This is a genomic window from Streptomyces sp. NPDC048496 (assembly GCF_043200055.1).
In the GTDB taxonomy this organism is placed as follows: Bacteria; Actinomycetota; Actinomycetes; order Streptomycetales; family Streptomycetaceae; genus Streptomyces.
This window is the reverse complement of record NZ_JBICXB010000001.1, coordinates 296,739-322,543: the sequence shown is the minus strand read 5'-3', so window position 1 is coordinate 322,543 and position 25,805 is coordinate 296,739. Positions and strand designations below refer to the sequence as shown.

The following is a 25,805-nucleotide window of genomic DNA, read 5'->3' as shown; positions in this document are numbered from 1 at the left end:
AACCCTCCAAGTAATTTCTTCCGACAGAACAGCAGACAAATCCTCTCGAATCACCAGACGAAATGCGGCCCCGGTAGAGAAATACGGTGAGGCCAAAGAGGTGACTCACTGCTTCGGCGGGGTTTTCGGAACCAAGTCAGCCGCCAAGTGAAATGCGAACGGCCTTGGTCGAATGGAAAATCGGCGACCCAATCGAGCGAACCACGGCGGTCGCCTCTCCGATCGGGCGCTTCACGCCTCGCCCCTACAGCCGCCTTCGCGGGGCCGCCGAGCACGAGTTCGATTCTCGTCACCCGCTCCATGAAAAAGCCCCAGGCCGGCGGCCGGGGCTTTCTTGTCGTCCAGACCTCTCAGGGCCGGGGCGGCCATGTCACCGCAGCGGGCCCGACACCGCTCGGTGTCGGGCCCGCTGGGCGGTCAGCGCGTGGGCCGGGGTGCCTGGTCGGCACCCCGCCTCATGCGTCAGGCATGGGAGCCGGCCTTGCGACGGCGTACGACGAACACCGCGCCCGCGCCGATCGCCAGGGCCGCACCGCTCGCGAGGGCCAGCTGCGACGTCGCGGAGGACGAGCCCGTGGCGGCGAGGCTGCCGCTCACGGGACTGGCCGACGCGCCGCTCTGCGGCTTGACGTCCGAGGTGTTCGGCTTGGTCGTGCTGGGCTTGGCGTCGTCGACCTTGCCGGGCTTGCTTCCCGCGGCGGCGATCAGGAACTCGTAGCCCTCGAGGTCCGGGTTCCCACCGCAGGTGCCGTTGTCGTTGAAGTAGTCACCGGCGACGAAGGTGACGCCGTTGCCCGCGGGGGCCGAGGCGTCGATCGTGAGGCGCATCTTGAAGTCGGCGTGGGCGCCCGCCTTCAGCGGGCTGATGGCGTCCATGTAGTGCTCGTTGTCGACGGTCTTCCACGTCGAGGACGAGGCGGACGACCACTGCAGGTGCACCAGGTCGTCGATGTCGTTGAGCCCGCTCTTGTCGGTCGCGTGGACGTAGGCGAACGGAAGTACCTCGTCCATCGTCTTGTCGGTGCCGTTGGTCACCCGGAGATTGAAGTTGACCTTCGTACCGGCGACGACTGTGGACGGCAGACCCGTGACGACCGTGGTGAGCTTGGCCTCGGGGACGCAGTCCTCGCCCTCCTCACCCTCCTCCTCCTTCGCCTTGGCCAGCGCCTTGTCGGCGGCGGTCTTGTCAGCGAGCGCCGCCTTGGTGGCCTTCTGCGCCTGGTCCAGCGTCCGGGCTGCGGCGACCTGCTCGTCGTCACGCGCGTCCAGGGCTTCCACGACCTTGGCATCGGCGGCGGCCTTGGCCGCACCGGCGGCTGCGGCGGCGGCTTCTGCCTCGGTGAGAGTCGTCGCCGCGGCGGTCTTCTCCTCCTCGGTGGCCGTCTCCGGGAGGGCGTCGACCGCCGCCTTGGCGTCGACGACCGCCTGGTCGGCGTCGGTCTTCGCGGTGGCGGCGTCGGCCGCCGCGGCCTCGGCTGCCTTGGCGGCCACGGCCAGGGGAGCGGTGTCGGACAGGAGCGCTTCCAGGGCCGCGTGGGCGGCGCTCTCGGCCGCTACGGCGTCGTCGTACACCGCCTTCGCTGCGGCGGCGGCCTTTTCCAGCTCCGCGATGGACGGCTTCCCCTGCGTCTGCGCTGCCGGCTTGTCGTCGGCGAACGCAGGAGTAACCGACAGCAGGAGGGCAGGCGTGGTCACTGCGGCGGCAACAGCTGTGGCAAGAATCCGGCGAATCTTCACAAGAGCCCTTCGGGGTCCGGAAAGAGAAGAAGGGGTCGCGGCGGAATGGGACACGCAGATGCGACTTGAGGTGATCGTATGGCCGGGGCAACGGTCGACCGTCACAAGTTTTTCACTTGTTCCGGCCAACACCACAACACCGGGACAGACAGAAAAGGCGAAAGGGTGCAGTTGCTTTCACCGCCTGCGCTTTCGCTGTGAGGAATGTCACATGACCCTGGACGCGTCGTTCTACGCCTCTCCGGCGCCGCCCCACCCGGCGAGCCGCCGTCGGGAACATCGCCGGTACGGCCGCGGGAGACCTGGTCGCCCGCGACAAAGACGGTGTCCTCTGGCTGTACCAGGGCAACGGCCGCGGCAACTTCTCCGCCCGCGTGCGGATCGGCGGCGGCTGGGGCGTCTTCAGCCACCTCGTCGGCGCCGGTGACGTCGACAGCGACGGGCGCCCGGACCTGATCGCGTACGGGGCGGGCGGCACGTACGTCTACCGCTCGACGGGCTCCACCACCGCTCCCTTCAGCCGTCAGTCGACGTCGCTGTACGCGGGCGAGGGCTCCAAGTTCAACCACATCGCATGAGAAGCAGCACCACCATGCACCGCACCATCCGGCGCCACCACCGGCTCGCCACCGCCGTCGCGGTCACCCTCGCGGTGACCGCGACGGCGGGGCGGACGCCCCGGCCATGATCTCCGCCTCGTCAGCGGCGGAGGAGCCGGGCCCCACCGTCGTCAGTCCCGTCTCCCTGCTGCTGAGAGGTGTGTCAATTCAGCGGCTGATCCTGGTTGTTGAGGTGTCAGTGGTTGGCGGGGTCCAGGCGGCCTTTCTTGTTGTCCGGACCGGTTCAGGCGTCCCGCACCAGATCCGCACCAGAGGCTTCTGTTCGGCCTCTTCGCGGGAGGGACGTTCAGGTGAGTCGACCGCGGATTCGCCAGAAGGACAGGACTGCCGGCGCCGCGGTCAGGACGGCGAAGATGTGCGTGCGATCGTGCGGGTCAGCGGTCATCGTCTCCAGAACAGGAGGTGAGTGATTCCGCTGGGGCTCGGCACCGACTCGAGGTGGAAGCGGTCGAGCAGGTCGGTGTGGCTCTCCCACAGCCGTTCGCCTCGACCGATGTCGACGGGCGCGACGGCGATGTGCATCGTGTCGACCAGATCGGCCTCGAGGAACTCGCGGATGGTGGTGGTGCCACCACCGAGGCGCACGTCCCGGCCGGCGGCGGCCTGCTTCGCGCGTGCCAGCGCCTCGGCCGGTGTCGCATCGAGGAAATGGAAGGTGGTGTCAGCCAGGGTGAAGGACGGGCGTTCGTGATGGGTGAGCACGAAGACCGGCACATGGAACGGCGGGTTGTCTCCCCACCATCCCTGCCACTCATGGTTCTCCCAGGGGCCACGCTGGGGGCCGAACTTGTTACGCCCCATGATCTCCGCTCCCATGCCGCGGGCGTGGTCGCGGGTCAGGTAGTCGTCCAGGCCGCGAGTGCCACCGGGGTCGGTGCGGTTCACCCAGCTGGCGGTAGCGCCCGCCCAGGAGAAAAGGGGGGCGGGGTCCGCGTGGCCGAAGGGCCGGTCCAGGCTCTGCCCCTCACCGGTACCGAACCCGTCCCGCGACACGGTGAAGCACTGCACCCTCAACAGCTGCGACATGCATCCTCCTTCAGGAGCCGACAGCAACTTCTGATTGCAAACTGCAACCGGTGGCACTGTACTACCCTATGGACATGCCGCAACCAGTACGGACTGATCGCCTGCCCGTGCCGGAGGGGAAGTCCGGCTGCCCGATCAACCTGACCATCGAGCTGCTGGGCGACCGATGGAGTCTGGTCGTGGTGCGGGACGTCATGTTTGGCGGCCACAGGCACTTCCGCGAGCTCCTCACGAATTCGATCGAGGGCATAGCGTCGAACATCCTTGCCGCCCGCCTGTCGAAGCTCGTGGACGCCGGCCTGCTCACTCGGCACGATGACCCGAGTCACCGACAGAAGATCGAATACCGGCTCACCGAGGCAGCGATCGAACTCGTTCCACTCCTGACGCAACTGGGTGCCTGGGGCTCCCGATGGCTCCCGACATCGCCCGAGCTGTCGATCCGTGCCCAACTTCTCGCTCGCGGCGGCCCCGAGATGGGGGAGAGATTCATGGACGAGCTCCGCGCCATGCACCTCGAAGGCCGTCCGCAACGTGCCGACGGCGTCCTCGCCGAACTCACCCTGGCCTACGAACGCGCCGCTTCCACAAGCTGAACGTCGCGATCGCGGATCGGCCGGCCCGGCCCTGCTCCGTCGGGCCCGCTCAGCGACCCGGGGCGACCGCGCTCCCCCGCAGCAGAGGCGGAAGCGGTGCCAGAAACCTACGATGGATCAAGAAGGCGCCATCAAGTCGAACCGGCGTTCCAGAGGAGGCCGCGATGGTGGAGCACTTTGTCTGGGTGACGACACGCCGCATCAAGCCGGGCGCGCTGGAGGAGTTCGAGAGGGCCTGGCGCCCGGACCAGTACCCACAGGCGCTGCGCCGCGCCTACGCGTACTGGTCCGAGGACGGGCAGGAGATCACCGGGGTGTCGTTCTGGGACACCAAGGAAGCGTGCGACTCCTGGCGGGCCTCCGCGGCGGAGACGCAGCGGCGTGAGGCCATGGCCCCTTACATCGTCGAGGAGCGGGAAGGCTTCTACCGCGGCCGCGAACTCGGAGTCGGGCACGCCTGAAACCCCGCCGTCCTTGTGCCCGTGCCCCGGAGCGCCGAGGACGGACAGCACCGGCCCGCCGGACGACGGACACCGACGCCGGCCTCCATCGGCCCTTTGGAGGCGACAATGGAGATATGGCCCCGTAAACCGTGAACCGACCTGCGAGGTGGCCGATGAGCACTCTCGAAGAACAGATCGACGTTGATGTTCCGATCGCACTGGCCTGGGAACGCCTCCATCAGGTGGAGACCTATCCGCGATTCGTCGAAGGAGTACGCGAGGCTCGTTTGGAGGACGGGCACCGGGCACACCTGGACGTCGACGCGGGCGGCCGAGCTCAGGAGTTCGAAGCCGAGATCACCGACCGCGGCAAGGAACACAGGATGGAGTGGCAGACCACGAGCGGTCCCGAACTGACGGGAACCTTCTCACTGCTGCCCCTCGACCAGGAGCACACCCGGGTCCAGGCCCGGATCGAGTACGACCCGGGCACCGTCAAGGAGGCGTTCGGCGGGCCGAAGGGATTCGCCCAGGCGACCGCGATCGAACGGCGTGTACGGGACGACCTCGAGCATTTCAAGGAGTTGGTGGAACAGAAACGGTGAGGTGCCCCCACCTGCGGCTGCCGGCCGACGCGGGCAGGGCGAAGGCCTGAGCGAGCAGTGGCTGGAACAGCTGCGCGCAGCGCAGCCAGAGGAGTGGGACGTCCTTACGCGATGTCCCTGCGGGTCGCCGCGAGGTAGCCGACGAGGGCGAGGATCGCGATCGTCCAGTAAAGGGTGACCGGCCCGAGCCCCAGCGCCAGTCCGCCCCGCGCGGAGGGCACCGCCATCCAGTCGGCGAAGGAGGCGCCCAGCGGCCGGGTCACGATGTAGGCGGACCAGAAGGCCGCGATCGCGCTCAGGCCGAGCCGCCAGTGGGCGAGCGCGGGCACGGCGATGACCACGGCGAACATCACGCCCGAGCCCAGGTAGCCCAGCCCCAGGGGGATGGCGGTCAGATCACCGGCAGCGGTGCCCAGCGCGAAGGTGGCCAGCACCGTGGCCCAGTAGAACGCCTCGCGGCGGCGCGTGTGGATGCTGTGGATGGACAGCGTCCGCTCGCTCGCGTACCAGAGGGCGAAGACCACGCCCAGGGCCAGCAGGAAGAACGGGGCGGACACCAGGTACGGCACGCCGAGGCCGACATGCAGGACGTCGGCGGCCATCGTGCCGAAGACGCTGACCATGACGACGGCGGTCCAGTAGATCCACGCCACGTACCGACGCACGGACATCTGGAGGACCAGGGCTGCCACCAGACCGATCCCGCCGAGTCCGACGGCCGGGACGGGGCCGAGCAGATGGGCCAGGAAGTCCGACGCGGTCTCGCCCATACCGGTGGTGAGCACCTTGATGATCCAGAACCAGATGGTCACCTCCGGTACCTTGCTCATCGCGCGCCGGACCGTGGGCACAGCGTGGGAGGGGTCGCGGCCGTTCAGGTGTTGATCTGTCGCCATGTGCGGCAACCCTGGCAGGGGATCCCGCGTGCGTCCCATGCTGCTTTGCCCCATATTGACCTCTCCCACCACAGCTTTGCCCTCGCTTTGACGTTCTGCACGATCGGGCCGCGCACCGAGGCAGCAGTGTCCCCGCCCGAACCTGTACACAGCCTGAACAGGCGGCCCGGCGACCGGGCCGCCGCCACGTGCGTTCCGGCCGCTGCGCGCGCCGGACGATACGAAGGGGCGTGGCGCTCGCGGCGCCGGTCAGCGGACCGGCTCGGCCGGGTGCCAAGGGGCGCCGGGCCGGGTGGGGCGCGCGTCCACGGCGAGCCTGAGCGCGTACGTCGCCCGGTCTGCGACGGGCACGGGGCCGAGGTAGTCATGCCCGACCATGTGGCACCAGGCCGGCAGGTCGAGCGGTGCGGCCGGGTCGGTGGCGATGACGTACACGATCGTGCCCGGCTCGGCGCCGGCGATGCGGGACCGCAGGCGAAGCAGGAGGGTCACGCACAGCAGACCGGTGCCGTCGACGGTGATGTCGGCGGCCGGTAGCGGGGAGGCGCTCATCGGGGCAGGGTCTGGGTGACGCGCCACAGCCGGCGGGGCAGGCCGCCCTCCTCGAAGGGGTGGACCTCCTGCGACTGCCAGCCGTCGGCGAGGGCATCGACCAGATCGCGGCGGAAGAAGTGCACCGCGAAGCCGCCGTGCTCCCAGATGTCATCGCCGCGCCCGGTACCGGCCCCGTAGTGGGCATCCCCGGTATGGCGGACGGTGTAGACGAAGACGCCGCCCGGCCGCAGCACTCGACGCACCTCGCCGACCAGGGTGTGGATCTCCTTCGTGGACAGGGCCATGCACAGCAGCATGTGCGCGAACACCGCGTCCACCGAGTCCTCCGCCAGCGGCAGCGGCTCGCGTACGTCGTGCACCGCGGTGGCGACCCGCTCGGCCACGCCCTGGGCACCGGCCGCCTCGCGCAACTGCTCCAGACCGACCGCGCTGAAGTCGGTCGCCTGGACGGTGAAGCCCTCACGGGCGAAGTACAGGGCGTCGCGGCCGTGCCCGGCCCCCAGCTCCAGCACCTGGCGTGCCCCGGCCGCCCGGAACACGCTGGCGGCGTGGACGGCCGGCTCGGACGGCTCCTCGCCGTACATGCCGGGGTGCTCGCCGTATGTCTGCTGCCAATGCTCCCGCTGAGCCCCGGCGAGCTCCCGCTCGTGCTCCGACATGCTGACGCCCTTCTCCACCGCCCGGTCCCGTGCGGGCCAGCCTAGCTCTACGCCGCGCCGCCGCAGCGAGCGGTCGTCGGGGTGCAGGTGAGGCCCTCGCTCCGGGGAGCTCGACCTGGCCCCCATGGCCGCTTCCCCGTACGTCGGTACGTCGCTCAGGGCGCAGGCGGTCGAGGAGTCGGCGAGGACGACCCATGGGGCAGGGCCCGCGCTGACTGGCTCGCGATGGCGGCGGGTGCGCCGATGTCGAGCGCCTGCCGGGCGAACCTGAGGGCGTACGGCAGTGCGGCCCGGGTGAGCGGGCCGGCGCCGGCGGCGATGGCTGTGGCTGCGAGCACGGGCTCTGCGCATGCGACGGCGCGCAGGAGGACGGCAGGAGTCCACAGCCGGCTCGCGTGCCGTAGGGCGGGCAGGTCGGGGAGCGCGAGGGTCAGGGTCCGGTCGTCGGCGTCGGGGCGCGGCCAGGTGAGTTCGATGCGCATGAAGCGGGCTCCACGGGAGGTTGGGCCTGATGACTGCGGCGGGCGTTCGGGATGACGGCTCGGGACCGAGCCGGGCACTCATGCCGTCACCTCCTCACGGCCCGGGACACGCGCGGGGTGTCGGTCAGCGATCCGCAGCGGCCTCTGCCGGGACCGGGACGCCGATCCTCGCGGACTCGGCGCAGCGGTCCTCACCGCCGACTACTCATACGGCGGCATGTTGATATGCCCAGGCTTGCCGATGTCGCCCGATATGGTCAAGGTTGTCGGAAAGGTGAGAAGCGTCACGACCTCGGTTTCGTGTGCCTCACCTTCGCTACGGAGGGAGAGCGACCATGACTGACAGTTCCCATGCGCTTGGCTCAGGGGACACGAAGGTGCAGCATCCCGTCCAGGAGGCGCTGACGCACCCCATGCAGACAGTGACGACGGCAATGGAGAAGGTCCCTGGCGCCGAGAGGGTCAAGGGGATCGTCGACGGCGTTCTGGACTCCGTCGGGATCGTCTCGCCCCAGGCCCGGCGTGTCGCGGCGTACACCGGTGCCGGGCTGCTCGGCGTGGCCGGTGTGGTCGAGTGGCCAGTGGCCGCGGCGGGCGCCGCCGTGGTGTGGCTCACGCAGCCGCGTCCCAAGGATGTCGCGGCGGCCCAGACAGCCGGCGAGGCCCGCGCCGAAGCATTGCAGGCGAAGCACGCCGCCGGGTCGGCCAAGGCGTCGACGGCCACCGGGAAGGCGAAGACCCGTCCGGGCAAGGCCACGTCAGGGACGGCGAAGACCCGCGCGCCGAAGAAGACGAGCACTTCGGGGACGGCGAAGACCCGCGCGCCCAAGAAGACGAGCGCCTCGGGCACGGCGAAGGCCCGCTCGTCCAAGCGCGCCGCCACAAACACCTCGCACGCCAAGGCAGGTGAGCGGAAGAAGCCCTGACCCCGGCCTTCCACCCGCTCTCATGACCGTTCCGCCGCCGACCCGTGCGGCAAGCCCGCGAAGGTGAGACATGCTGCTCCGCTTCCTGACCGGGCTGCCCGCCGTGGTCCTCCAGAACGCCTTGGCCGCCCCCGTCGAGGCCACCCGCCGGATCGCCCCGCCGGCCACCGACACGGCGCGGACGGTCACCGAGCTGGTGAGCGCCGGCGCGCGTGGCGCTGTGAGCGGCGCGGCAGCGGTGGCGACGACCGCACTGCGGGTCGGCAGGGTCGCTCGCAACGCCGTGACCCCTCAAGTCGGTTACTGGCGCTCCGGCTCCCGCATGCATCTCGCACTGCGGCAACATCCGGACTCGCGGGAACCCACCGAGGAGCGGCTCGAGGCCGCCGCCGAGAAAGTGGCCGTCGAGCTGGCCGAGCACCCTGACGTGCTGATCGCCTACTGGGACGGCGGCCTGGGGCGGCTGATCGTGCAGACCACCGAGGGTGCGATCAGCGAGCAACTGGTGGACTGGGCGTCCGAACTTGCCGCCGAACACGGGCTGGTGCACGTCGGTGAACAGACGCTGGAACACGCGCACCCGGGTGCGGCCGGGGGCGTGCGCGCCAATGCTGTCGCCGTGGCATGCGACGCGGCGGGCATCGCCACCTCCCTCACGGCACGGACACTCTTTCTGAAGCCCGTGCCGGAGGTCTTCGTGGCCGCGGTCGTCGTGATGCGAGAGGACTCCCGGGTACGGACGGTGCTGAGCCGCGCGCTGGGCCCGGACGTGGCCGATCTGGTGCTCGCCGCGGCGCATGCGGCTGTCTGTGGGATCGGGCAGTCGCCGAGTCCGCTGCTGCTCGACGCGGCATTGCGGATTGCCCAGTTGGTGGAGTCCGTCGCCCAGCTCACGACATTCGACGCCCTGCACGACACGCTGTGCGCTCCGGACAGGCTGACCGTGGCCGGAGACGACGTCGCACGTCCGCCGCTTCGGCCGTGCCCTGGCGACAAGTATGCCGACGCCGCGATCAACGGGATGCTGGGCGGCGCCCTCACCACGCTCCTGTTCACCCGCAACCTCGATGGGGCGGCCGAGACCGTACTGGCCGGTTCGCCCAAGGCTGCGCGCTACGGCCCGGCAGCCTTCACCGCGGCGCTCGGCAGTGCCCTGGCGCGCGAGGACGTGCTGGTCCGCAGCCCGGAGCGGCTGCGCCGACTGGAGCTTGTGGACACCGTGGTCCTGCATCCCGAAGCGCTGCGCGGCACTCGGCGCACCGTGCTCGAGGTCCATCCCAGCATGACCGGCTGGGATCACCGTCGGCTGTGGCAGGAGTCCACCGCGGCCCTGAGTGCGCGCGGGGACGGGGCAGTGCCGTCCGGGGAGCCGGGACTCGGCCTGCGACTGGTGCCCAACGGGTTGACGTCGAACGCGGGGCGGTCGGACACGGGACTGATGATCGCGTCGGTGCGCGGCGAAGATGTCGGTACCGTCCTGGTCGGCTCGGAGGTCGACCCGATGGCCGAGGCCGCGTTGGACGCGGCGCGCCGGGCCGGCCTGCACGTTGTGGTGCTGGACGACCACTCGCTCGGCGAGTTCGGGACGCTTGCCGACCAACTCGCCCCTGCCGAGATCCCCCTGGCCGAGGTGGTGGCCGGCCTGCAGAGCGGCGGGCGGACGGTCCTCACGGTGGCGCGCGTGCCGGACAACCGGGCTGCGGAGGAGCGGGCGTTGACTGCGGCCGCCCGCGACGTACTCGACGGGCTGCTCCGCAGTGACATCGCCGTCGCCGTCGCCGACGAGCGCAGCGCTGTCGTCTGGGGCGCGGACGTTCTGCCGCTGCGCGGGCTGGAGGGCACGTGGCGGTTGCTGTCCGCCGTCCCCGCTGCACAGGCGGCCGGCCGGCGGGCCAAGTTTCTCGCCGAGGCGGGCGCCACGCTCTCCGAGCTCCTGGTACTCACCCGCGGGGCCCGGACGCAACGGGTCCCCTTCCCCCTCGAAGTGCGGATCAGCCCTGTCAACATCGCCACCGCCGCGGCTCTGGTGTCGGGCTGGTTCACCGCGCTGGGTGTCGCCGCCCGTACGACCCCGCACCCCAGGCCACGGGTGCCTTGGCACGCTCTGCATCCGGAGGAGGTCATGGCCCGGCTGGCGAGGGCACCGCGGGCCGCGCCCACCGCATGGGCGGTGGTGCGGGGCCGGGCCGGGCACGTCATGGGCGCCGCAGCCACTCACCCGGCCTTGGCGCCGGCGCGGGTCGGCGCACGCCTGGCAGCCGCCGTGTGGGCCGAACTCGACGACCCGTTCACCCCCATCCTGCTGGTCGGTGCCACCGCGTCGGCACTGCTGGGATCCCCAGTGGACGCATTCCTCGTCATCGGCGCCGTCGCGGGGAACGCCTTGGTCGGCGGAGTACAGCGACTGCGCGCGGAGCAGGCGCTGTCCGAGCTCGTCACCGGGCAACGGCGCACAGCCCGGCGCCTCCCCGACGTGTCAGCAGATGAGCCGTCCCTCGTCGAGGCCGAACGACTGGCGCCCGGTGAGGTGATCGAGCTGCGCACCAACGACGTCGTGCCGGCCGACGTGCGCCTGCTGGAGGTCAGCGGCTTCGAGGTCGACGAGTCCTCGTTGACCGGCGAGTCACTGCCCACCCGCAAACAGGTGGCCGCCGTACCACAGGCGCCCGTCGCCGACCGCAGTTGCATGGCGTTCGAGGGCACCACGGTGGTGGCCGGCCACGCCCGCGCCGTCGTGGTGGGCACCGGCGACCAGACCGAAGCCGGCCGCGCGACGTCCCTTGCCGCCCGGGTCCCCACCTCGGCAGGGGTCCAGGCACGACTGCACCGGCTGACCCGCCGGGTCCTGCCCCTCACCCTCGCCGGCGGCGCCGCGGTGGCCGGTCTGTCCCTGCTGCGCGGCCGCCCGGTGCGCACCGCGCTCCAGGGCGGGCTGGCAGTCGCGGTGGCCGCCGTCCCCGAAGGCATGCCCTTGGTGGCGACGGTGGCGCAGATGGCCGCGGCGCGGCGGCTCAGCAGGCTGGGTGTCCTGGTCCGCACGCCGCGCAGTTTGGAGGCCCTGGGACGCGTGGACACCATGTGCTTCGACAAGACCGGGACCCTCACCGAGAACCGGTTGCGGGTCGTCCGTCTGGTCACTGCCGCCGGCGCCGAGCACCCGGCGTTCGGCCCCGAAGCGGAACCGATCCTTCGCATCGCCGCCCGGGCCTGCCCGCGCGTCGCCGAGCAGCCGGGTGTCCACGCCCACGCCACCGACGAGGCCGTCCTGGCAGCCGCCCCGCGCGAGACCGGGTGGGCCACCGTGCGGGCCCAGCCCTTCGAGGCGAGCCGGGGCTACGCGGCCGCCGTCGGAAGGGACGACGACGGCGAGGACATGCTGGTCGTCAAGGGGGCGCCCGAAGTCATGCTGCCCTGCTGCCCCGACGCGGATCCGACAGCCGTCGACACGGCACATGCCCTTGCCGCCCAGGGCCTGCGGCTGCTGGCCGTCGCCCGGCGTCGGCTCGCGGCGGAAGAGGCGGCGGAGGCCCTGGACAAGCCCCTCGAACTGCTGGAACTCATCGGGTTCGTGGCACTGGCCGACACCCCTCGCACCAGTTCGGCTCCGCTTGTGGCCGGTCTCGGCGAGGTCGGCGTACGACCCGTCATGCTCACCGGTGACCACCCTCAGACCGCCCGTTCCGTGGCGATCGCTCTGGGCTGGCCATCGGATGTCACGGTCGTCACCGGTGATGAGCTGGCCGCACTCGACCGGGCGGGGCGGGCGCGCCTGCTCCGGGACTGCGGCGTCGTGGCTCGCGTCGCACCCGAGCAGAAGCTGCAGGTGGTCGAGGCGCTCCGGGAGGCGGGACGCGTCGTGGGCATGGTCGGGGACGGCGCCAACGACGCCGCCGCCATCCGCGCCGCCGATGTCGGGATCGGCATCGCGGCGCGCGGATCGGCCGCCGCGCGCAACGCCGCGGACCTCGTGATCACCAACGACGAACTGTCGGTTCTCATCGACGCCATCGGCGAGGGCCGTGCCCTGTGGCGAAGCGTGGCCGACGCGATCAGCATTTTGCTCGGAGGGAACGCCGGCGAGGTCGGCTTCTCCGTACTGGGCACCTTGCTGTCCGGCACTTCACCACTGACGACGCGTCAGCTGCTGCTGGTCAACCTGCTCACCGACATGTTCCCGGCGATGGCGGTCGCGGTCACCCCTCACGATCCGGAACCCGCCGGTGGGCCCACCGCAGCCGACGACGCACCCGTAGGCCTCGCCGTCCTCGGCGGGCCACTGACCCGTCGGATCCGCCATCGTGGCCTGATCACCGGAATCGGCGCGACCATCGCATGGCTGATCGGCAGCCTCACCCCGGGCTCGGCGCGGCGCACCAGCACGATGGCCCTGTGCGGTGTGGTCGGCGCCCAGCTCACCCAGACCGTCGCCGGACGCCGCCACAGCCCACTGGTCCTGGCGACCGTCCTCGGCACCGCTGCCGTGCTCGTCGCCCTCGTCCAGACGCCCGTCGTCAGCTACTTCTTCGGGTGCACGCCGCTGGGCCCACTGGCGTGGGCCGGCGTGGCCGTAGCCGTCGGCGCCGCCGCCCTCGGCCCCCGCGTACTGCCGCAGGCCGACCGGCTGCTGGCCGGCCTCACCTCGCGCGTGCGTCCCGTGGTGCGGCTCGCCCACTGACGACCTGAAGGTGATTCAGAGGAGCTCACAAAATGGGCGCCCGGCGCGCGGCGCCGGAAGTCAGCAGTGGCAGATCAGTGACGTCGGGGGCAGGTGACCACGGCGACCGACTGCGGGGGTGCTCGGCTCCACTCCCACCCCGGTCCTACGCACAGCGCCCCTGGGCGTCGCGCACCGGGCCCGCACCACGGTGCGGAATGTCCTGTCCCGTCGGCTCACCCGCGCCCATAGGTCCGGGCGAGTACGCACACGGCGTCTGCCATGGCCCGGCGCAGTTCCTCCGGCGCGACGACCTCCACATCGATGCCGAGCCGCAGCAGCTCACCACGGGCATGCTCGGTGCTCTCGGTCGGGATGACCGCCTCAATCCAGCCGTCGTCGCCAACCGCCTTTGCCGTGGCGTCGAATGCCCGGACCACCTCGGGGGGAACGTTGGCCGGCAGCCGCTCGCGCCCCTTCGGGGACAAGCGGATGGTCGCAGTGCCCGTATAGCGGCGCGCCTGGAAGTCATCCAGGTAGGACGACCAGTACTCACCCAGGACGAAGCCCTCCGGCCGTTCGAAACGCTCGTCGCTCAACACCGCGTCGAGGACCTGGGTGATCCGGTACGTGGCGATCCGGCCCTTGGCTGCGGCCACGAGGTACCAGGTGCCGGACTTGAGCACCAGGCCGTAGGGGTGCAGCCGGCGGTTCACCTCCTGCGGCTCGCGCCAGCGGCGGTAGCGCACATCCACCGTGTGCCGGCTGAACACCGCCTCGACGAGCAGGGGCAGATACGGAGTCGCCTCGGCTTCCCGGTACCAGCCCGGAGCATCCAGGTGGAACATCGCGTCGGCCCGCGTCGCCTCTTCGCGCAGCCCCGCCGGCAGCGCGGCCAGCAACTTCAGCCGTGCTGCCGCTACTTCCGCCGCGAACCCCAGGTCGGCAGCGGGCGTGGGCAGTCCGGCGAGGAACAACGCTCTGGCCTCGCGCTCGCTCAACCCGGTGAGGCGGGTGCGGTAGCCGTCGAGCAGCTGATAGCCGCCGGCGCGGCCCTGCTCGGCACGGACCGGGATCCCGGCGGCCTGCAGGCGATCAAGGTCACGGTAGGCGGTACGTACGGAGACGCTCAGCTCGTCGGCCAGCCGTCGCGCCGACATACGGCCACGGGTCTGGAGCAAGAGCAGCATCGAAAGCAACCGGTCGGCAGACACAGGAGGATTCTGCTCCGAAACACTGACAGCTTCTGGCACACACGGGCCCTACCGTCGGCCCAGGTCGATCCACCCGGCCCGAACAACGCGAAAGAGGATTCGTCTGTGCCCAGAACCGGCCCTGCCGACCACCCTGCTGTGATCGAGCTTCGCCAGTACACCCTGCGCCCCGGCCGCCGGGACGAGCTCATCGATCTGTTCGACCGGGAGTTCGTCGAAACCCAGGAAGAGACCGGGATGATCGTCCTCGGCCAGTTCCGGGACCTCGACGATCCGGACCGTTTCGTCTGGCTGCGCGGCTTCACGGACATGGAGGTCCGGCGGAAGGCCCTGTCCGCCTTCTACGGCGGGCCGGTCTGGGCCGCGCACGGCCCCCAGGCCAACGCCACCATGGTCGATTCCGACAATGTCCTGCTCCTGCGGCCCCTGCCGGCCGGGGGCGGCTTCGCGGTGACCCCGTCCGACCGGCCGCAGGAAACTGCCGCGGCACCGGATCGGTTCGTGGCCTGCGCACTGTGGCACTTCCCTCCGGGCAGCCACAACGGCACCGAACTGATCCGGGACGGTCTCGTCCCTGTGCTGCGAGAGACAGGGCCCGCACCACTCGCCGTACTCACCACGGAGCCGGCGGCCAACACATTCCCCAGGCTCCCGGTCCGCACCGGGGAGAACATCGTCGCGGTCTTCACCTCGTACCCGGACGAGAGCGCGCACCGCCACCACCTCGCCCGCGCCATGGCTCATCCCCTCGTACGGGAGGAGCTTCTTCCGGACATCGAGCGGGCGCAGATCGCGGCCCCCGAACTCCTGAGGCTGGCACCCACAGCCCGCTCACTCATCCGCTGAGGCGCGGGGCGCCCTGTCGCGCCCCCGCGGCACACCACCCCCCAGCCTCCTGAACGGGCCGTGCCAGTACGTTCCGGTCCGGGTGGCGAACGCCCCCGGTCGGCTGGATTTCTCGGCAACTGAGCCTCGCTCCCCGGTGTTAGCGTCGTGTCCATGTCTAAAACCGAGATCGACGCAGTGACCGCCGAGTTCTTCGGCGCCTTCGACAATCGGGGCGGCAAGGCTGCCGACGTGGCCCGGATCCGGCGGCTGGTTCTTCCAGGCGGCGTGATCGCCACCACCGCCCCGGAGCTCACGGTCTACACCGTGGACGAGTTCATCGAGCCTCGCCGGCGGCTGCTGTCCGACGGTCGACTGGTCGAGTTCTCCGAGTGGGAGACCTCCGAGCGGACCGAGGTCGCGGGCGATATCGCGTCGCGGATCAGCGAATACCGCAAGTCCGGGGTCCTGGACGGTGAGCTGTTCGAGGGCGTCGGGACCAAGACCTTCCAGTTCGTCCGTACCTCGGACGGCTGGCGGATCACGGCATTCGCCTGGCACGACCGGCCCTGATCCGTCGGGCACCCCGTCGGGGCGGGATGGCCGGCAGAGAGACAGAGTTCCCCCTCGCCCACGGTGCCGAAAGCTGAAGGGCGCACGCCGCGTTCACCTGTCCGGATTACGGCCTCCCCCGCGTCGGGAGCCAACTCCCGGTCGCGGGGGAGGCCGTTACGGGGTCATCGGGTCCGGTAGGCGTCGATGATGGTTTGGGTGAGGGTGTTCCCGTCGGTGTCGGTCAGCTCCGCGCGCAAGGAGACGCCGGTGTCCGCGTGCGGGTTGTGGATCGTGACGGCGCCGTCCTCGACCGGAACCCGGGTCCACGAGGCGCCGTTGTCCACGGACACCGAGACTGCCAGCGAGCGCACACGTCCGTCCGCGGCGGCGCCCAGCACCGTGACGGGGACACGGAGTGCCGTGTTCGCCGGCGCGGTGCCGGTCGGGCTGAGCGCGGGCGAGAACCGCACGGCGCTCACCGGGACCGGGGTCGGGCCGGTCGTGGTGAGCGAGGTGAAGGTCCACGAAGCGGTCACACGCGTGGCGGTGCCGGGCGCGCCCTTGCGATTCACCGTGCTGGTGAGCCGGTATGCCGCGCGCCCCGGCGACACGGTGAACTCGGCTCGTACGGGGGCGCCTGCCTTGGTCCCGACGCGCGCGCCGTTGCGGTGAAGAGTGGTCGAGGCCGTGCTGTACGGCGGTGACGACGGCACATGGCCATCGCCGTCCGCGAGCAGCGGGACATCGACGGTGACGCGGTCGCCGTCGCGAACGACGCCGGGGCGGCCGGTGAGGTCGGGGCCGAAGACGGCGTTGTCGAAGGTGTGCGTGGTCGTGCCCCCGGCTCGCACGGCGATGCCATTGGCGCTGTAGCGGTTCGATGCCGTGCCGGACGTACCGGGGGCGAAGTAGGTGATGTCCCAGGTGCCGCGTTCAGGTGTCACGAGGTAGGTGGAGGTGCCGGGGGTCGCCAGCTTCTGGGAGACGCCGACGGTCGGTCCGGCACTCGGTTGCAGGTCGACGGACGCGGTCCCTGCGGTGCCCGGCCGGGCCGCGCCGCGGATCTGCACGGTGGCCAGGTCCTTCGGGGAGGGGTGCCGGGTGAGCCCTGTCAGGGCGCGGGGGCCGGTGAAGGTATAGCCGAGCGCATAGCCCACGGTCTCGGTCGTCCAGTACCCGTCGAACCACTGCTTCACCGATCCGGGTTCACTGTCGGGACCCAGGTGCGCGACGCGCAGGTTCGAGGTGGAGCTGATCAGGTTGGCGTCCCGGGTGGCGCCGTCGTGCGTGACCTGGACGAACATCGCGCTGTGCAGGAAGCCCGCGGAGCCGTCGGGCGGCCGTACGTCGACGGGGACGGTGGTCCGCGCGTCGACGGTGATGGTGGTGTCGCGGTCGAGGTCGAGGCGCGGTTGGACGATCCAGTCCGTCCCGTCCGCTTCGTTGCCTGTGGTCAGGGAACTGTCCAGGAGGTACCGGCCCCGGGGCAGGCGCACGGTGGTCGTACCGGAAGCGTCGTACGGATGGGCGGCCTCGTCGGCACCCGGGCCGGAGATTCCGGTGACGTTGGTGGCGTAGTCCCCCGTCCTGTGGCCGGTGCGGTCGAGGTGAGTGATCGTGAGGGCGTACGTCGCCGGCTCCGCGGCGAGGGCGGTGGTGTCCCATGCGGGCGTCGCGCTCCCGACCAGGGCGACGGCGAGAGCCAGAGCACGGAGGGCACTCCGGCGGGGTAGGGAAGAACTGTTCATGACCTGCACTGTGCTTCCGGGCGCCGGCGTTCCCGTGAGCTGCGTCACGCCGGGTGCGAGGGCGCGGCCCCGGGGCGGCACGTGTGGCGCACGTCACCGGAACCGGCGCAACGGACGTGGCAGAGCAGAGTGTGGAATCACTCATGAGGAATCGCTTCCGCCGCGGAGACCGCGACGCCTTGGGAGAGCTGTACGACGAGCACGCCCAGGTGCTGTACCGCTATGCCCTGCGGGTGACGGGCGACTGGGCGGAGGCCGAAGACGTCGTCTCGGCGACCTTCCTGGAAGCATGGCGCAGCCGGGAGAAGCTGCGCCCCGACGGGGACAGTCTGCGCCCGTGGCTGCTGGGAATCGCCACCAACATCATGCGCCGCAACGCACGCGCACGCCGACGCCGCGAGATCGCGCTCGCCCGCGTCCCGGAACGCGGTTCGATTCCGGACTTCGTCGACGATCTCGTCACGCACCTCGCGGATGCCGAGCAACTGCGCGCCGCGCACACCGCACTCGCCCGCCTGCGGCGGCGCGACCGGGAGGTCTTCACCCTCGTGGTGTGGGCCGGTCTGGACTACGCGGCCGCGGCCGACGCACTCGGCGTGCCGGTCGGCACCATCCGGTCACGCCTGTCCCGCGCCCGTACCCGACTGCGCGAGCTCGTCGGCGCCGAAGCCCGCGCCGCACGTTCGCGGACCACGCGGGCCGGAGCCGAACAGCCGACCGCGGCGGAAAGCAGGGAACGCTCCGCCAGCCCCGCCAAGCCAGTACCGGGCCGCATCCCCGTGGCCCGGCCGTTGACCCAGGAGAACCACGGATGAACATCTCCCCGCGGCGCCGTACGCATCACCGGTCCGAGGAGGCCGAACGCCTCGGCCTCACCGGCCTGCTGCCCCCGCCACCGGTCCCCGGCCTGGGTCCCGACCGTGAACTGCTGCTGAAGGAAGCACTGCTGCGCAAGGCTGCCCCCGCCGAACCGGCCGGCGTCCTCACCACCCGGGCCCCGCGCCCGCGCCGACGCCTTATCCGGGTCCTGGCGCCGGCTGTCGCCTGCACCCTGGCGGTCTGCGGCGTCGTGGCCGTGAACCTCGCGGACACGCCCGGGCGCGACAGCACCGCGGTCACACGTGGTGGCGCCCCCCGCGCACCCGAAGTGACACAGCTCCTCGACCGCATCGCGCTCGCCGCCGCCGGAAGGAAGCAACCGACGGTCCGTGCCGACCAGTTCGTGTACATCGAGAGCAAGGTGGCCTACGCCGCGCAGAGCGCCGGAGGAGGCCCCGTGACCATGGCCCCCGTGCGCACGCGGCAGGTGTGGTTGTCCGCCGACGGCAGCCACCCCGGCCTGCTGCGCGAGGGGGGCGGGCCCGACACCTCGCTCGGCACCGACGCACCGGTCCACACCCTCGACGGCCCAGGAGCGACACCCCGGCCGAGCACCGCGCACAAGACGGCCCCGTCGATCACCAACCCGACCCATCAGTACGTCGCGTCGCTGCCCACCGACCCCGACGCCCTGCTGAAACTGATCCGGGACGAGACCCGCGGACAGGGCCAGGACCCGGACCAGCGAGCATTCACCGCGATCGGCGAACTGCTGGCCGAGACCTGGGCACCACCGCAGGTCAGCGCCGCGCTCTACAAGGCCGCCGCGAAGATCCCCGGGGTCACGGTGATCCATGCGGCCGCCGACGCCACGGGACGCAAGGGCGTTGCCGTCGCCCGAACGGCGCACGGGCAGCAGACGCAGTGGGTCTTCGACCGGACCACGTACGCGTTCCTCGGTGAACGCACGGTCCTCACCGAAGCCGGTGACGCCGGCCCGGCCGGGACCGTTGTCGGCACCTCCGCGGTCCTCACCAAGGCCGCAGTCGACCGCGCCGGCGAGACTCCCGCGCCGATGACCACGTAGAGGGGCCAACGGCCCGCGGCTGTTGCGGCGGCCCACTCGCCCCTACTCGCCGATGCGTACCATCGCGAGCGTGATGTTGTCGGGGCCTCCCGCCTCGATAGCGGCCTTCCACAGCTCGAAAGCGACCCTGCCGTCGTTGTGCACGCGCAGCAGGCTGTCGAGTGCGTCCTCCGTCACCGGGTCGGTCAGCCCGTCGGTGCAGACCAGGTAGCGATCACCTGCGGACAGCGGCGCCGTCGTCACGTGGGGCGTGATGGCGCTGAACCGGCGGGCACCGCCGAGCGCCTGTGTGACAAGTGACGTGGTGCGCCGGCCCGGTGCCAACGGCGGGCTGTCGTCCACGCTCACCTGGCGGAGTCCGTCCCGAGTCGCGTCGAGCACCCTGCTGTCGCCGACGTTGAAGGCAAGCAGCGACTCCGCCAGCACGACGGCGCCCGCGACCGTGGTCCCCATGGTGACCAGTTCCGGATTGCCGTCGGCGGCTGCGTACACCGCGTCGTTGCAGACGTTCAGAGCGTCACGAACGGCTTCCTCGCTGTCCAATGAAGGACCGAACGACGCGAGTTGGCGGACAACCAGCGCACTGGCCACTTCGCCGGCGGGCTGTCCGCCGATCCCGTCGGCGACCGCGACGACGAGCGGAGTGCCGAGAGGGAACAGCAGCGTCTGCGGATTCTCGGTCACGGTGCCGCACAGCGTCCACGGTCCGACAACGAGGCTGTCCTCGTTGTGATCGCGAATGAGCCCGGTGTGGCTCAACGCGGTGACGGCTATGTACGGCATCGAAGGGCCCCGCTCTCCGCAACGGCAGGCGCGTCCCGTATCTCCATTGTGGCGCCGTGGGCGCGCGTCGGCTGTTCGGGGCTGCGGGCCGTCTACGGCCCCGACGATCTGCTCGCCGCGTGGCGCCCGCACCGATGAGCGACGGCGTGCCACACGCGCCCGTGCCCGTATGTGCCGCTCAGGACGGTGGACAGCTGTCACCAGGAGCGTCCTCGGACCGTCCGGAGCAGTGCGCGACGAGATCGCTCCGCAGCATCAAAGGCGCGCTGCCGGATACGCCGCGCCGCTGACGCCGACTCTGCCCGTCCGGACCTGGGTGTTACGGCCTTCGGCCTCAGGGGCAGGGATCGGACCATGCCCATGCTCGTCGGAACCTCAGGGTGGCAGTACAAGGACTGGCGCGGCGTTCTCTATCCCCCCGGGCACCCGCAGCGGCTGTGGCTGGAGGAGTACGCCCGGCACTTCGCCACCGTGGAGAACAACAACGCCTTCTACCGGCTCCCCACGGCGGAGATCTTCGCCTCCTGGCGGGAGCGGACGCCGGAGGGGTTCGTCATGGCGGTCAAGGCCAGCCGCTACTTGACCCATCTGAAGCGGCTGCGCGATCCCCAGGAGCCGGTGCTCCGGCTGATGGATCACGCCGAGGGTCTCGGCGACCGCCTGGGACCCGTGCTGCTCCAATTGCCTTCGAACTTCCGTGCGGACATCGGGGCTCTGGACGCCTGCCTGAGCTGCTTTCCCGACGGGGTTCGGGTGGCCGTCGAACTCCGGCACACCTCGTGGTGGGAGGCGGAGCGGGAGCTCAGGGCGGTGCTGGAACGGCATGGCAGCGCGCTGTGCTGGGCAGATCGCTGGTCCCGCCCGGTGACGCCGCTGTGGCGTACCGCGTCATGGGGGTACGTACGGTTTCACGGCGGCATCGCGGAGCCGCCGCCGCGCTACGGCCGCCAGGCGTTGACGTCCTGGGCCCGTCGCATCGTCGACGCCTGGCCCGATGAGGACGATGTGTATGTGTACTTCAACAACGACCTGGGTGGTGCGGCCGTCGTGGACGCCGTGAAATTCGCCCGCGCGGCGGCCGCGTTGGGCCGGACGGTGAGCCGTACGCCGCCCGGAGCCCTGCCGGGGCAGTCCACGTCCTGACGGCCTCGCCCGTCACGATGAGGCGGGCCGCACCGGTGGGCGCTTCGCCCGGCGCCCCGGTGCGACCGTATGCCGGTGATTGGCGACCCTGCCGGACCCGGCTGATGATGGAAGTTCAAGGAGCGACGTCCAAGGGCTGGGCCATGGCTGTGTGGCATGTGCGGGACTTCACGCCGGACGATCTCGAATCGGTGGTGCGGCTCGACGCAGAGAGCACCACGACCGGCCAGCCCGGTGTTTTCCGCCTGTCCGAGGTCGTCGCCGCGGTGCAGGCGCAGAATCCCGGTGTCGTCGCGGTGGCCGACGGGCATCTCGTGGGCGCGGCGGTGGGGCGGGTGGACGGCGACCGGGCGTGGGTGCTGCGTGTCACCCTGCATCCGGCCTGGCGGAACCTGGGGCTGGGCACCGCGCTGCTCTCCGCCCTGGAGCGCCGCCTGCAGAGTGCCGGAGCCAAGATCGTCGCCGCGGTTCTGTCCGAGGAGGAGACGGGCGCCGCCGCGCTCGGCCATTCCGGGTTCCGGCAGCATCGGGGGCTGACGTACTTCGAGAAGGTGCAGTCGGTGACCGCCCAGGACTCCGCGATCCTGTCCTCGCTCGGGGCGACGGTGCCCGCGGCCGGGCTCTGGGAGAAGCTCTCGGGTATGGCGGACGAGAAGCGGCTCGTCGAGCGTCGACTGGTGCTTCCCCTGGCCAACCCCGAGCTTGCTGACGCGCACGGCGTCGAACCACCCCAGGCCGTCGTACTGTTCGGTCCCCCGGGTACGGGCAAGAGCACCTTCGCCAAGGCTGTGGCAAGTCGGCTCGGCTGGCCGTTCGTCGAGCTCTTCCCCTCCCGGCTCGCGCTGGAGGACGGGCTCGCGCACGGACTCAGCCGCCGCTTCGAGGAGATCGCACAACTCGACCACGCGCTGGTCTTCATCGACGAGGTGGAGGAAGTCGCCGGCACCCGCAACCTCGCCGACCCCATGTCTGTCGGCGTGGTCAATGAGCTCCTCAAATCGATCGTGCGGTTCCGCGACCGCGACGGCAGACTGCTCATCTGCGCCACCAATACGGTCGCCGCCCTGGATCCGGCCTTCCTGCGCCATGGCCGATTCGATTACGTCCTGCCCGTCGGGCCGCCCGACCACGAGGCCCGTAAGGCCCTGTGGACCAGCTATATCGCCAAGACCGGGGCCGAAGCCGACACGGCCGTGCTGGCCGAGGCCAGCGAGGGATTCACCCCAGCCGACATCAAGCAGGCCGCCCGTACGGTCGCCCAGTCCGCTTTCGAACGCACCCTCGACACCGGAGAGAGGGCCCAGCCGACCACCGAGGACTTTCTCCACACGATCAGGCACACCCGTCCCACCGTCACCACCGACATGGCCCTGGAGTTCGCCGACCACACCATCCGCTACGGCCGCACCTGAAGGCCCGCGGCGGCATTGATCCGTTCCGGTGGGCCCATACCCGCGCGGGGGCTCCGGCAGGTGTTTCCGGATGATCGCGGGAGGCGTCCGAAACCGGGCGCCGCGGGAGAACACACCGAGCTCGGTGAGCTCGGCCGCGGGACGGGTGCGCCCCGGGCGTCCGCGGATACGATGCCCCATCACAGCCAGGGTGATCCTTTTGCCCGCCCGACCCAGGTGATCTTCTTTATCGCCTTTCGGGCGCCATTCCCTGCCTTGCGCACTCATGAACCGCACATTGCGCAGCATGAAATACAAAGAGACGGCGCATTCATTCGCCGGTGACATCTCCCACATCGATGTTCGGCAATGCGGTCATCGAATAGTAGATATCACGACGGCGACTTGATGAGATTTGTCCGACTTGACGTCACATGCCCCGCACGGGGTGGGCCGGAAGCCGAACGGGCGGGTGGTCGCGCCCGTTCCTTCGGCGCGCAGGGAACCCTGACGACGCAACAGGACTTCTCGCGGCTCCAGGAGCCGGACAAGCACGGCCGGGCGACTGTGGCAAGGACCGGCCGTCACTACGACGCTCGATAGTAATGGGGCGTGTTGCCTCGCCTCGCGGCAGTTCCAAGAATGACGGCCGCACAGCATCTCCACAGCTCAAGCCCAGGAACTGCGCTGAGCCCTGCCCTACCGGGGGCGCTCCGCGATTACCGAGCGAGGTCACGCATGAGGAAGCACCGCAGGAAGACGTCCTACCGGCCGATAGCCATCGCTGTCGTCGCAGCGGGAGCCGTGGGTATCCCCTCTGCGGCCATGGCCTGTCTGGGTTCTCCGGAGGACGCGGGCAGCCGGCCCTCCACCCACTGGGAGACCGTGAGCTCCGCGCACCACTGGAAGACCCCGAGCTCCGCGCACCACTGGACGGCTGGTCCCCGGGGGCAGAAGCCGACTGCGAGTGCGCCCACGAGCCCTGCGGCGTCTGCGAGCGCATCGGCAGCACCTGCCCCGACCACCACCCCCGCGTCCGCGGACACGACCCGCGTGCTGGCGCTCGTCAACAGCGAGCGCGGCAAGGTCGGATGCTCGCCGCTCGCCGTCAATGCCAAGCTGGCCAAGGCCGCGCAGGACCACAGCAAGGACATGGCCGACCACCGGAACATGTCCCACACGGGCTCCGACGGATCGTCGCCCGGCGACCGGATCACGCGAGCCGGTTACACCTGGAGTGCCTACGGCGAGAACGTCGCCTACGGCTACTCCACACCCGAGTCGGTGATGGAGGCCTGGATGACCAGCCCGGGCCACAAGCGCAACATCCTCGACTGCACGTACAAGGAAATCGGCATCGGACTCGCACAGCCCGGCCACTACTGGACGCAGGATTTCGGAACGGCCCGATAGCCGACGCCGCATCGCCTGCGCGACAGCGACTGAGGCCACGGGGGTCATCGGTCCAGGAGGGCCGGGAGGTCGGCGAAGGAGTCGAGGACGTGGTGCGGGGTGCCGGTGGCGGAGCGGTGTGTCTCGGGCAGGTACTTGCCCGTTCTGACAAGGACGCCCGTGATGCCGCACCGCTGGGCCGCGAGTACGTCGGTCTCGATGTCGTCGCCCACCATCAGCGTGGCGGACGCGGTGGCGCCGAGGTGGGCCAGGGCGGTGGCGTAGAACGCCTCGGCGGGTTTGCCGGTGATTTCCGCCTCGGTCCGGGCGGCCCGTTCCAGCCCCGGGAGGAAGGCCCCGGTGTCGAGGGCGAGACCTTCCGCCGTACGCCAGTACAGGTTGCGGTGCATGGCGATCAGCCGGGCGCCGTGCTGGAGGTGGCGGAACGCGGCGTTGAGCGACGCGTAGTCGAATGCGTCGCCCGCGCCTCCCAGGACGACCACGTCCGCGGGGGCGCTCTCCCCCACGTCGACGAACGTCACGCCCGTCAGGTCCTCGCTGACGTCGCCGCTGTTGAGCAGCGCGCACCGGGCACCCGGGAAGTGGACGCGCAGGTACGCGGCGGTGACGGCGGGCGCGGTGAGGATGTCGTCCTCGCCGACGGGGAAGCCCGCCGCGGCCAGCTTCCCGGCGATCCGCGCACGGGTGCGTGAGGTGGTGTTGGTGACCAGGGCAAACGGGAGTCCGGCGGCACGCAGCCGCTCCAGGGCGGCCACCGCGCCGGGCAGCGGTTCCCAGTCGACGGTGAGCACGCCGTCGATGTCGATCAGTACCGCTCCGATCCGTTCCATGGATCGACCGTCGCCGACTTGCGCAGGCGCCGCAAATGGGGTTGCTTCGAAGTAGGTGCGTACGTGCCTCTGTCACCCCTGGGTCGGAGGTGAACCACCGTGTTGTTCACCGATCGCACGGATGCGGGCAAGCAGCTCGCCGAAGCGCTCCGGCATCTGCAGGGGGAAAAAGAGGGGGAGGGGCCCGTCGTTCTGGGGCTGCCCCGTGGCGGGGTCCCGGTCGCCGCGGCGGTGGCGACCGCGCTCGGCGCACCTCTCGATGTGATCGTGGTCCGCAAGCTCGGTGTTCCGTACCACCGTGAACTGGCATTCGGTGCCATCGGGGAGGGCGGGGTGCGGGTGATCAATGAAGACGTCGTACGGCGCGGAGGGATCAGCCGCGGGGACATCGCGTCCGTGGAGCGCGCCGAGAAGGCGGAACTCACCCGGCAGGCACGGCAGTTCCGGGGCGACCGGCCGCGGTTGGAGCTGGCCGGCCGTACCGCGATCGTGATCGACGACGGGGTGGCGACCGGCGCCACGGCCTCGGCCGCCTGCGAGGTCGTACGGGCGCAGGGCGCGGCCCGGGTGGTGCTGGCGGTTCCGGTGGCGCCCGCGGACACGATCGCCTGGCTTCGTACGCAGGTGGACGAGGTGGTCTGTCTCTCCACGCCGGCCCTCTTCTCGGCCGTCGGCGAGTGGTACCGGGACTTCTCCCAGACGCCCGACGAGGAAGTTCTCGCTCTGCTGAAGACTTAGAGCCTGTCGGGCGACCTCTGATCGGGCGGGGCAGCCGGAGGAGGCGGTCGAGCGGGACGT

At 70.7% G+C, this 25,805-nt stretch carries 23 protein-coding genes and 1 pseudogene; 14 read left to right on the top strand and 10 right to left on the bottom strand.

Going from position 1 to position 25,805, the window contains the following annotated elements:
* Positions 1-462: 462 nt before the first annotated feature.
* Positions 463-1,737, bottom strand: a complete 1,275-nt coding sequence (locus ACGFSA_RS01495; RefSeq protein ID WP_393297994.1) for an LAETG motif-containing sortase-dependent surface protein — start codon at positions 1,735-1,737, stop codon at positions 463-465.
* 278 nt (positions 1,738-2,015) lie between these two features.
* On the opposite strand from ACGFSA_RS01495, the gene ACGFSA_RS01490 reads away from it, so the two are divergent.
* Positions 2,016-2,315 carry an FG-GAP repeat domain-containing protein gene (locus ACGFSA_RS01490; protein WP_393298384.1) on the top strand — a complete coding sequence of 100 codons (300 nt, stop codon included), beginning with the start codon at positions 2,016-2,018 and terminating at the stop codon, positions 2,313-2,315.
* A gap of 423 nt (positions 2,316-2,738) precedes the next feature.
* Here ACGFSA_RS01490 and ACGFSA_RS01485 read toward each other — a convergent pair whose 3' ends face one another.
* A complete protein-coding gene (locus ACGFSA_RS01485) occupies positions 2,739-3,383 on the bottom strand; it encodes a dihydrofolate reductase family protein (protein ID WP_393297991.1) in 645 nt (214 codons plus the stop codon).
* A gap of 74 nt (positions 3,384-3,457) precedes the next feature.
* On the opposite strand from ACGFSA_RS01485, the gene ACGFSA_RS01480 reads away from it, so the two are divergent.
* From ACGFSA_RS01480 to ACGFSA_RS01470, 3 genes are all read left to right on the top strand, one after another.
* Positions 3,458-3,979 (top strand): winged helix-turn-helix transcriptional regulator, encoded by a 522-nt coding sequence (locus ACGFSA_RS01480; RefSeq protein ID WP_393297988.1) that lies wholly within the window; start codon positions 3,458-3,460, stop codon positions 3,977-3,979.
* Between the two features lie 164 nt (positions 3,980-4,143).
* Complete coding sequence (locus ACGFSA_RS01475; RefSeq protein WP_327245552.1) at positions 4,144-4,440, top strand: hypothetical protein; 297 nt, start codon at positions 4,144-4,146, stop codon at positions 4,438-4,440.
* Positions 4,441-4,595: 155 nt separating this feature from the next.
* Positions 4,596-5,027, top strand: a complete 432-nt coding sequence (locus tag ACGFSA_RS01470; RefSeq protein WP_393297984.1) for an SRPBCC family protein — start codon at positions 4,596-4,598, stop codon at positions 5,025-5,027.
* A gap of 104 nt (positions 5,028-5,131) precedes the next feature.
* Here ACGFSA_RS01470 and ACGFSA_RS01465 read toward each other — a convergent pair whose 3' ends face one another.
* The 4 genes from ACGFSA_RS01465 to ACGFSA_RS01450 all read right to left on the bottom strand — a co-directional run bounded on the left by ACGFSA_RS01465 (position 5,132) and on the right by ACGFSA_RS01450 (position 7,619).
* Positions 5,132-5,857, bottom strand: coding sequence for a hypothetical protein (locus ACGFSA_RS01465; protein ID WP_393297981.1), 726 nt, complete (start codon positions 5,855-5,857; stop codon positions 5,132-5,134).
* A 315-nt stretch (positions 5,858-6,172) separates the two neighbouring features.
* Positions 6,173-6,475 (bottom strand): sulfurtransferase TusA family protein, encoded by a 303-nt coding sequence (locus ACGFSA_RS01460; RefSeq protein WP_393297978.1) that lies wholly within the window; start codon positions 6,473-6,475, stop codon positions 6,173-6,175.
* Positions 6,472-7,137: a class I SAM-dependent methyltransferase gene (locus ACGFSA_RS01455; protein ID WP_393297975.1), complete on the bottom strand. Its 666-nt coding sequence runs from the start codon at positions 7,135-7,137 to the stop codon at positions 6,472-6,474. The genes ACGFSA_RS01460 and ACGFSA_RS01455 overlap by 4 nt, the downstream gene beginning before the upstream one ends.
* A 155-nt stretch (positions 7,138-7,292) precedes the next feature.
* The gene (locus ACGFSA_RS01450; RefSeq protein ID WP_393297972.1) at positions 7,293-7,619 is read right to left on the bottom strand and encodes a hypothetical protein; all 327 of its coding nucleotides are present in this window, start codon (positions 7,617-7,619) and stop codon (positions 7,293-7,295) included.
* A gap of 335 nt (positions 7,620-7,954) precedes the next feature.
* Between ACGFSA_RS01450 and ACGFSA_RS01445 the strand changes: the two genes are divergently transcribed.
* Both ACGFSA_RS01445 and ACGFSA_RS01440 read left to right on the top strand, forming a co-directional pair.
* Positions 7,955-8,545, top strand: a complete 591-nt coding sequence (locus ACGFSA_RS01445) for a hypothetical protein (RefSeq protein ID WP_393297969.1) — start codon at positions 7,955-7,957, stop codon at positions 8,543-8,545.
* 70 nt (positions 8,546-8,615) lie between these two features.
* On the top strand, positions 8,616-13,220 hold the full coding sequence (locus tag ACGFSA_RS01440; RefSeq protein ID WP_393297966.1) for a cation-translocating P-type ATPase: 4,605 nt from the start codon (positions 8,616-8,618) through the stop codon (positions 13,218-13,220).
* A gap of 215 nt (positions 13,221-13,435) precedes the next feature.
* On the opposite strand, the gene ACGFSA_RS01435 is transcribed toward ACGFSA_RS01440, so the two are convergent.
* Positions 13,436-14,389, bottom strand: a complete 954-nt coding sequence (locus ACGFSA_RS01435) for a helix-turn-helix transcriptional regulator (protein ID WP_393298381.1) — start codon at positions 14,387-14,389, stop codon at positions 13,436-13,438.
* 162 nt (positions 14,390-14,551) lie between these two features.
* On the opposite strand from ACGFSA_RS01435, the gene ACGFSA_RS01430 reads away from it, so the two are divergent.
* Positions 14,552-15,259, top strand: coding sequence for an NIPSNAP family protein (locus ACGFSA_RS01430; RefSeq protein WP_393297963.1), 708 nt, complete (start codon positions 14,552-14,554; stop codon positions 15,257-15,259).
* 153 nt (positions 15,260-15,412) lie between these two features.
* The gene (locus ACGFSA_RS01425) at positions 15,413-15,811 is read left to right on the top strand and encodes a DUF4440 domain-containing protein (protein ID WP_393297960.1); all 399 of its coding nucleotides are present in this window, start codon (positions 15,413-15,415) and stop codon (positions 15,809-15,811) included.
* A gap of 164 nt (positions 15,812-15,975) precedes the next feature.
* On the opposite strand, the gene ACGFSA_RS01420 is transcribed toward ACGFSA_RS01425, so the two are convergent.
* Positions 15,976-17,541 carry a serine protease gene (locus ACGFSA_RS01420; RefSeq protein WP_393297957.1) on the bottom strand — a complete coding sequence of 522 codons (1,566 nt, stop codon included), beginning with the start codon at positions 17,539-17,541 and terminating at the stop codon, positions 15,976-15,978.
* Between the two features lie 143 nt (positions 17,542-17,684).
* On the opposite strand from ACGFSA_RS01420, the gene ACGFSA_RS01415 reads away from it, so the two are divergent.
* Positions 17,685-18,356 (top strand): RNA polymerase sigma factor, encoded by a 672-nt coding sequence (locus ACGFSA_RS01415; protein ID WP_393297954.1) that lies wholly within the window; start codon positions 17,685-17,687, stop codon positions 18,354-18,356.
* Positions 18,353-19,447 carry a CU044_5270 family protein gene (locus ACGFSA_RS01410; protein WP_393297951.1) on the top strand — a complete coding sequence of 365 codons (1,095 nt, stop codon included), beginning with the start codon at positions 18,353-18,355 and terminating at the stop codon, positions 19,445-19,447. The genes ACGFSA_RS01415 and ACGFSA_RS01410 overlap by 4 nt, the downstream gene beginning before the upstream one ends.
* A 42-nt stretch (positions 19,448-19,489) precedes the next feature.
* Here ACGFSA_RS01410 and ACGFSA_RS01405 read toward each other — a convergent pair whose 3' ends face one another.
* On the bottom strand, positions 19,490-20,230 hold the full coding sequence (locus tag ACGFSA_RS01405; protein ID WP_393297948.1) for a PP2C family protein-serine/threonine phosphatase: 741 nt from the start codon (positions 20,228-20,230) through the stop codon (positions 19,490-19,492).
* Positions 20,231-20,584: 354 nt separating this feature from the next.
* Here ACGFSA_RS01405 and ACGFSA_RS01400 point away from each other — a divergent pair, with 354 nt between their 5' ends.
* The 3 genes from ACGFSA_RS01400 to ACGFSA_RS01390 all read left to right on the top strand — a co-directional run bounded on the left by ACGFSA_RS01400 (position 20,585) and on the right by ACGFSA_RS01390 (position 24,177).
* Entirely contained in the window at positions 20,585-21,373 is a 789-nt protein-coding gene (locus ACGFSA_RS01400) for a DUF72 domain-containing protein (protein ID WP_393297945.1), read from the top strand.
* Between the two features lie 143 nt (positions 21,374-21,516).
* Complete coding sequence (locus tag ACGFSA_RS01395) at positions 21,517-22,785, top strand: ATP-binding protein (protein WP_393297942.1); 1,269 nt, start codon at positions 21,517-21,519, stop codon at positions 22,783-22,785.
* A 717-nt stretch (positions 22,786-23,502) separates the two neighbouring features.
* Positions 23,503-24,177, top strand: a complete 675-nt coding sequence (locus tag ACGFSA_RS01390; protein WP_393297939.1) for a CAP domain-containing protein — start codon at positions 23,503-23,505, stop codon at positions 24,175-24,177.
* A 44-nt stretch (positions 24,178-24,221) separates the two neighbouring features.
* On the opposite strand, the gene ACGFSA_RS01385 is transcribed toward ACGFSA_RS01390, so the two are convergent.
* The gene (locus ACGFSA_RS01385; RefSeq protein ID WP_393297937.1) at positions 24,222-25,007 is read right to left on the bottom strand and encodes an HAD-IIA family hydrolase; all 786 of its coding nucleotides are present in this window, start codon (positions 25,005-25,007) and stop codon (positions 24,222-24,224) included.
* A gap of 99 nt (positions 25,008-25,106) precedes the next feature.
* On the opposite strand from ACGFSA_RS01385, the pseudogene ACGFSA_RS01380 reads away from it, so the two are divergent.
* Positions 25,107-25,736, top strand: a pseudogene (locus ACGFSA_RS01380) (phosphoribosyltransferase); the annotation flags it as partial.
* Positions 25,737-25,805: the final 69 nt, after the last annotated feature.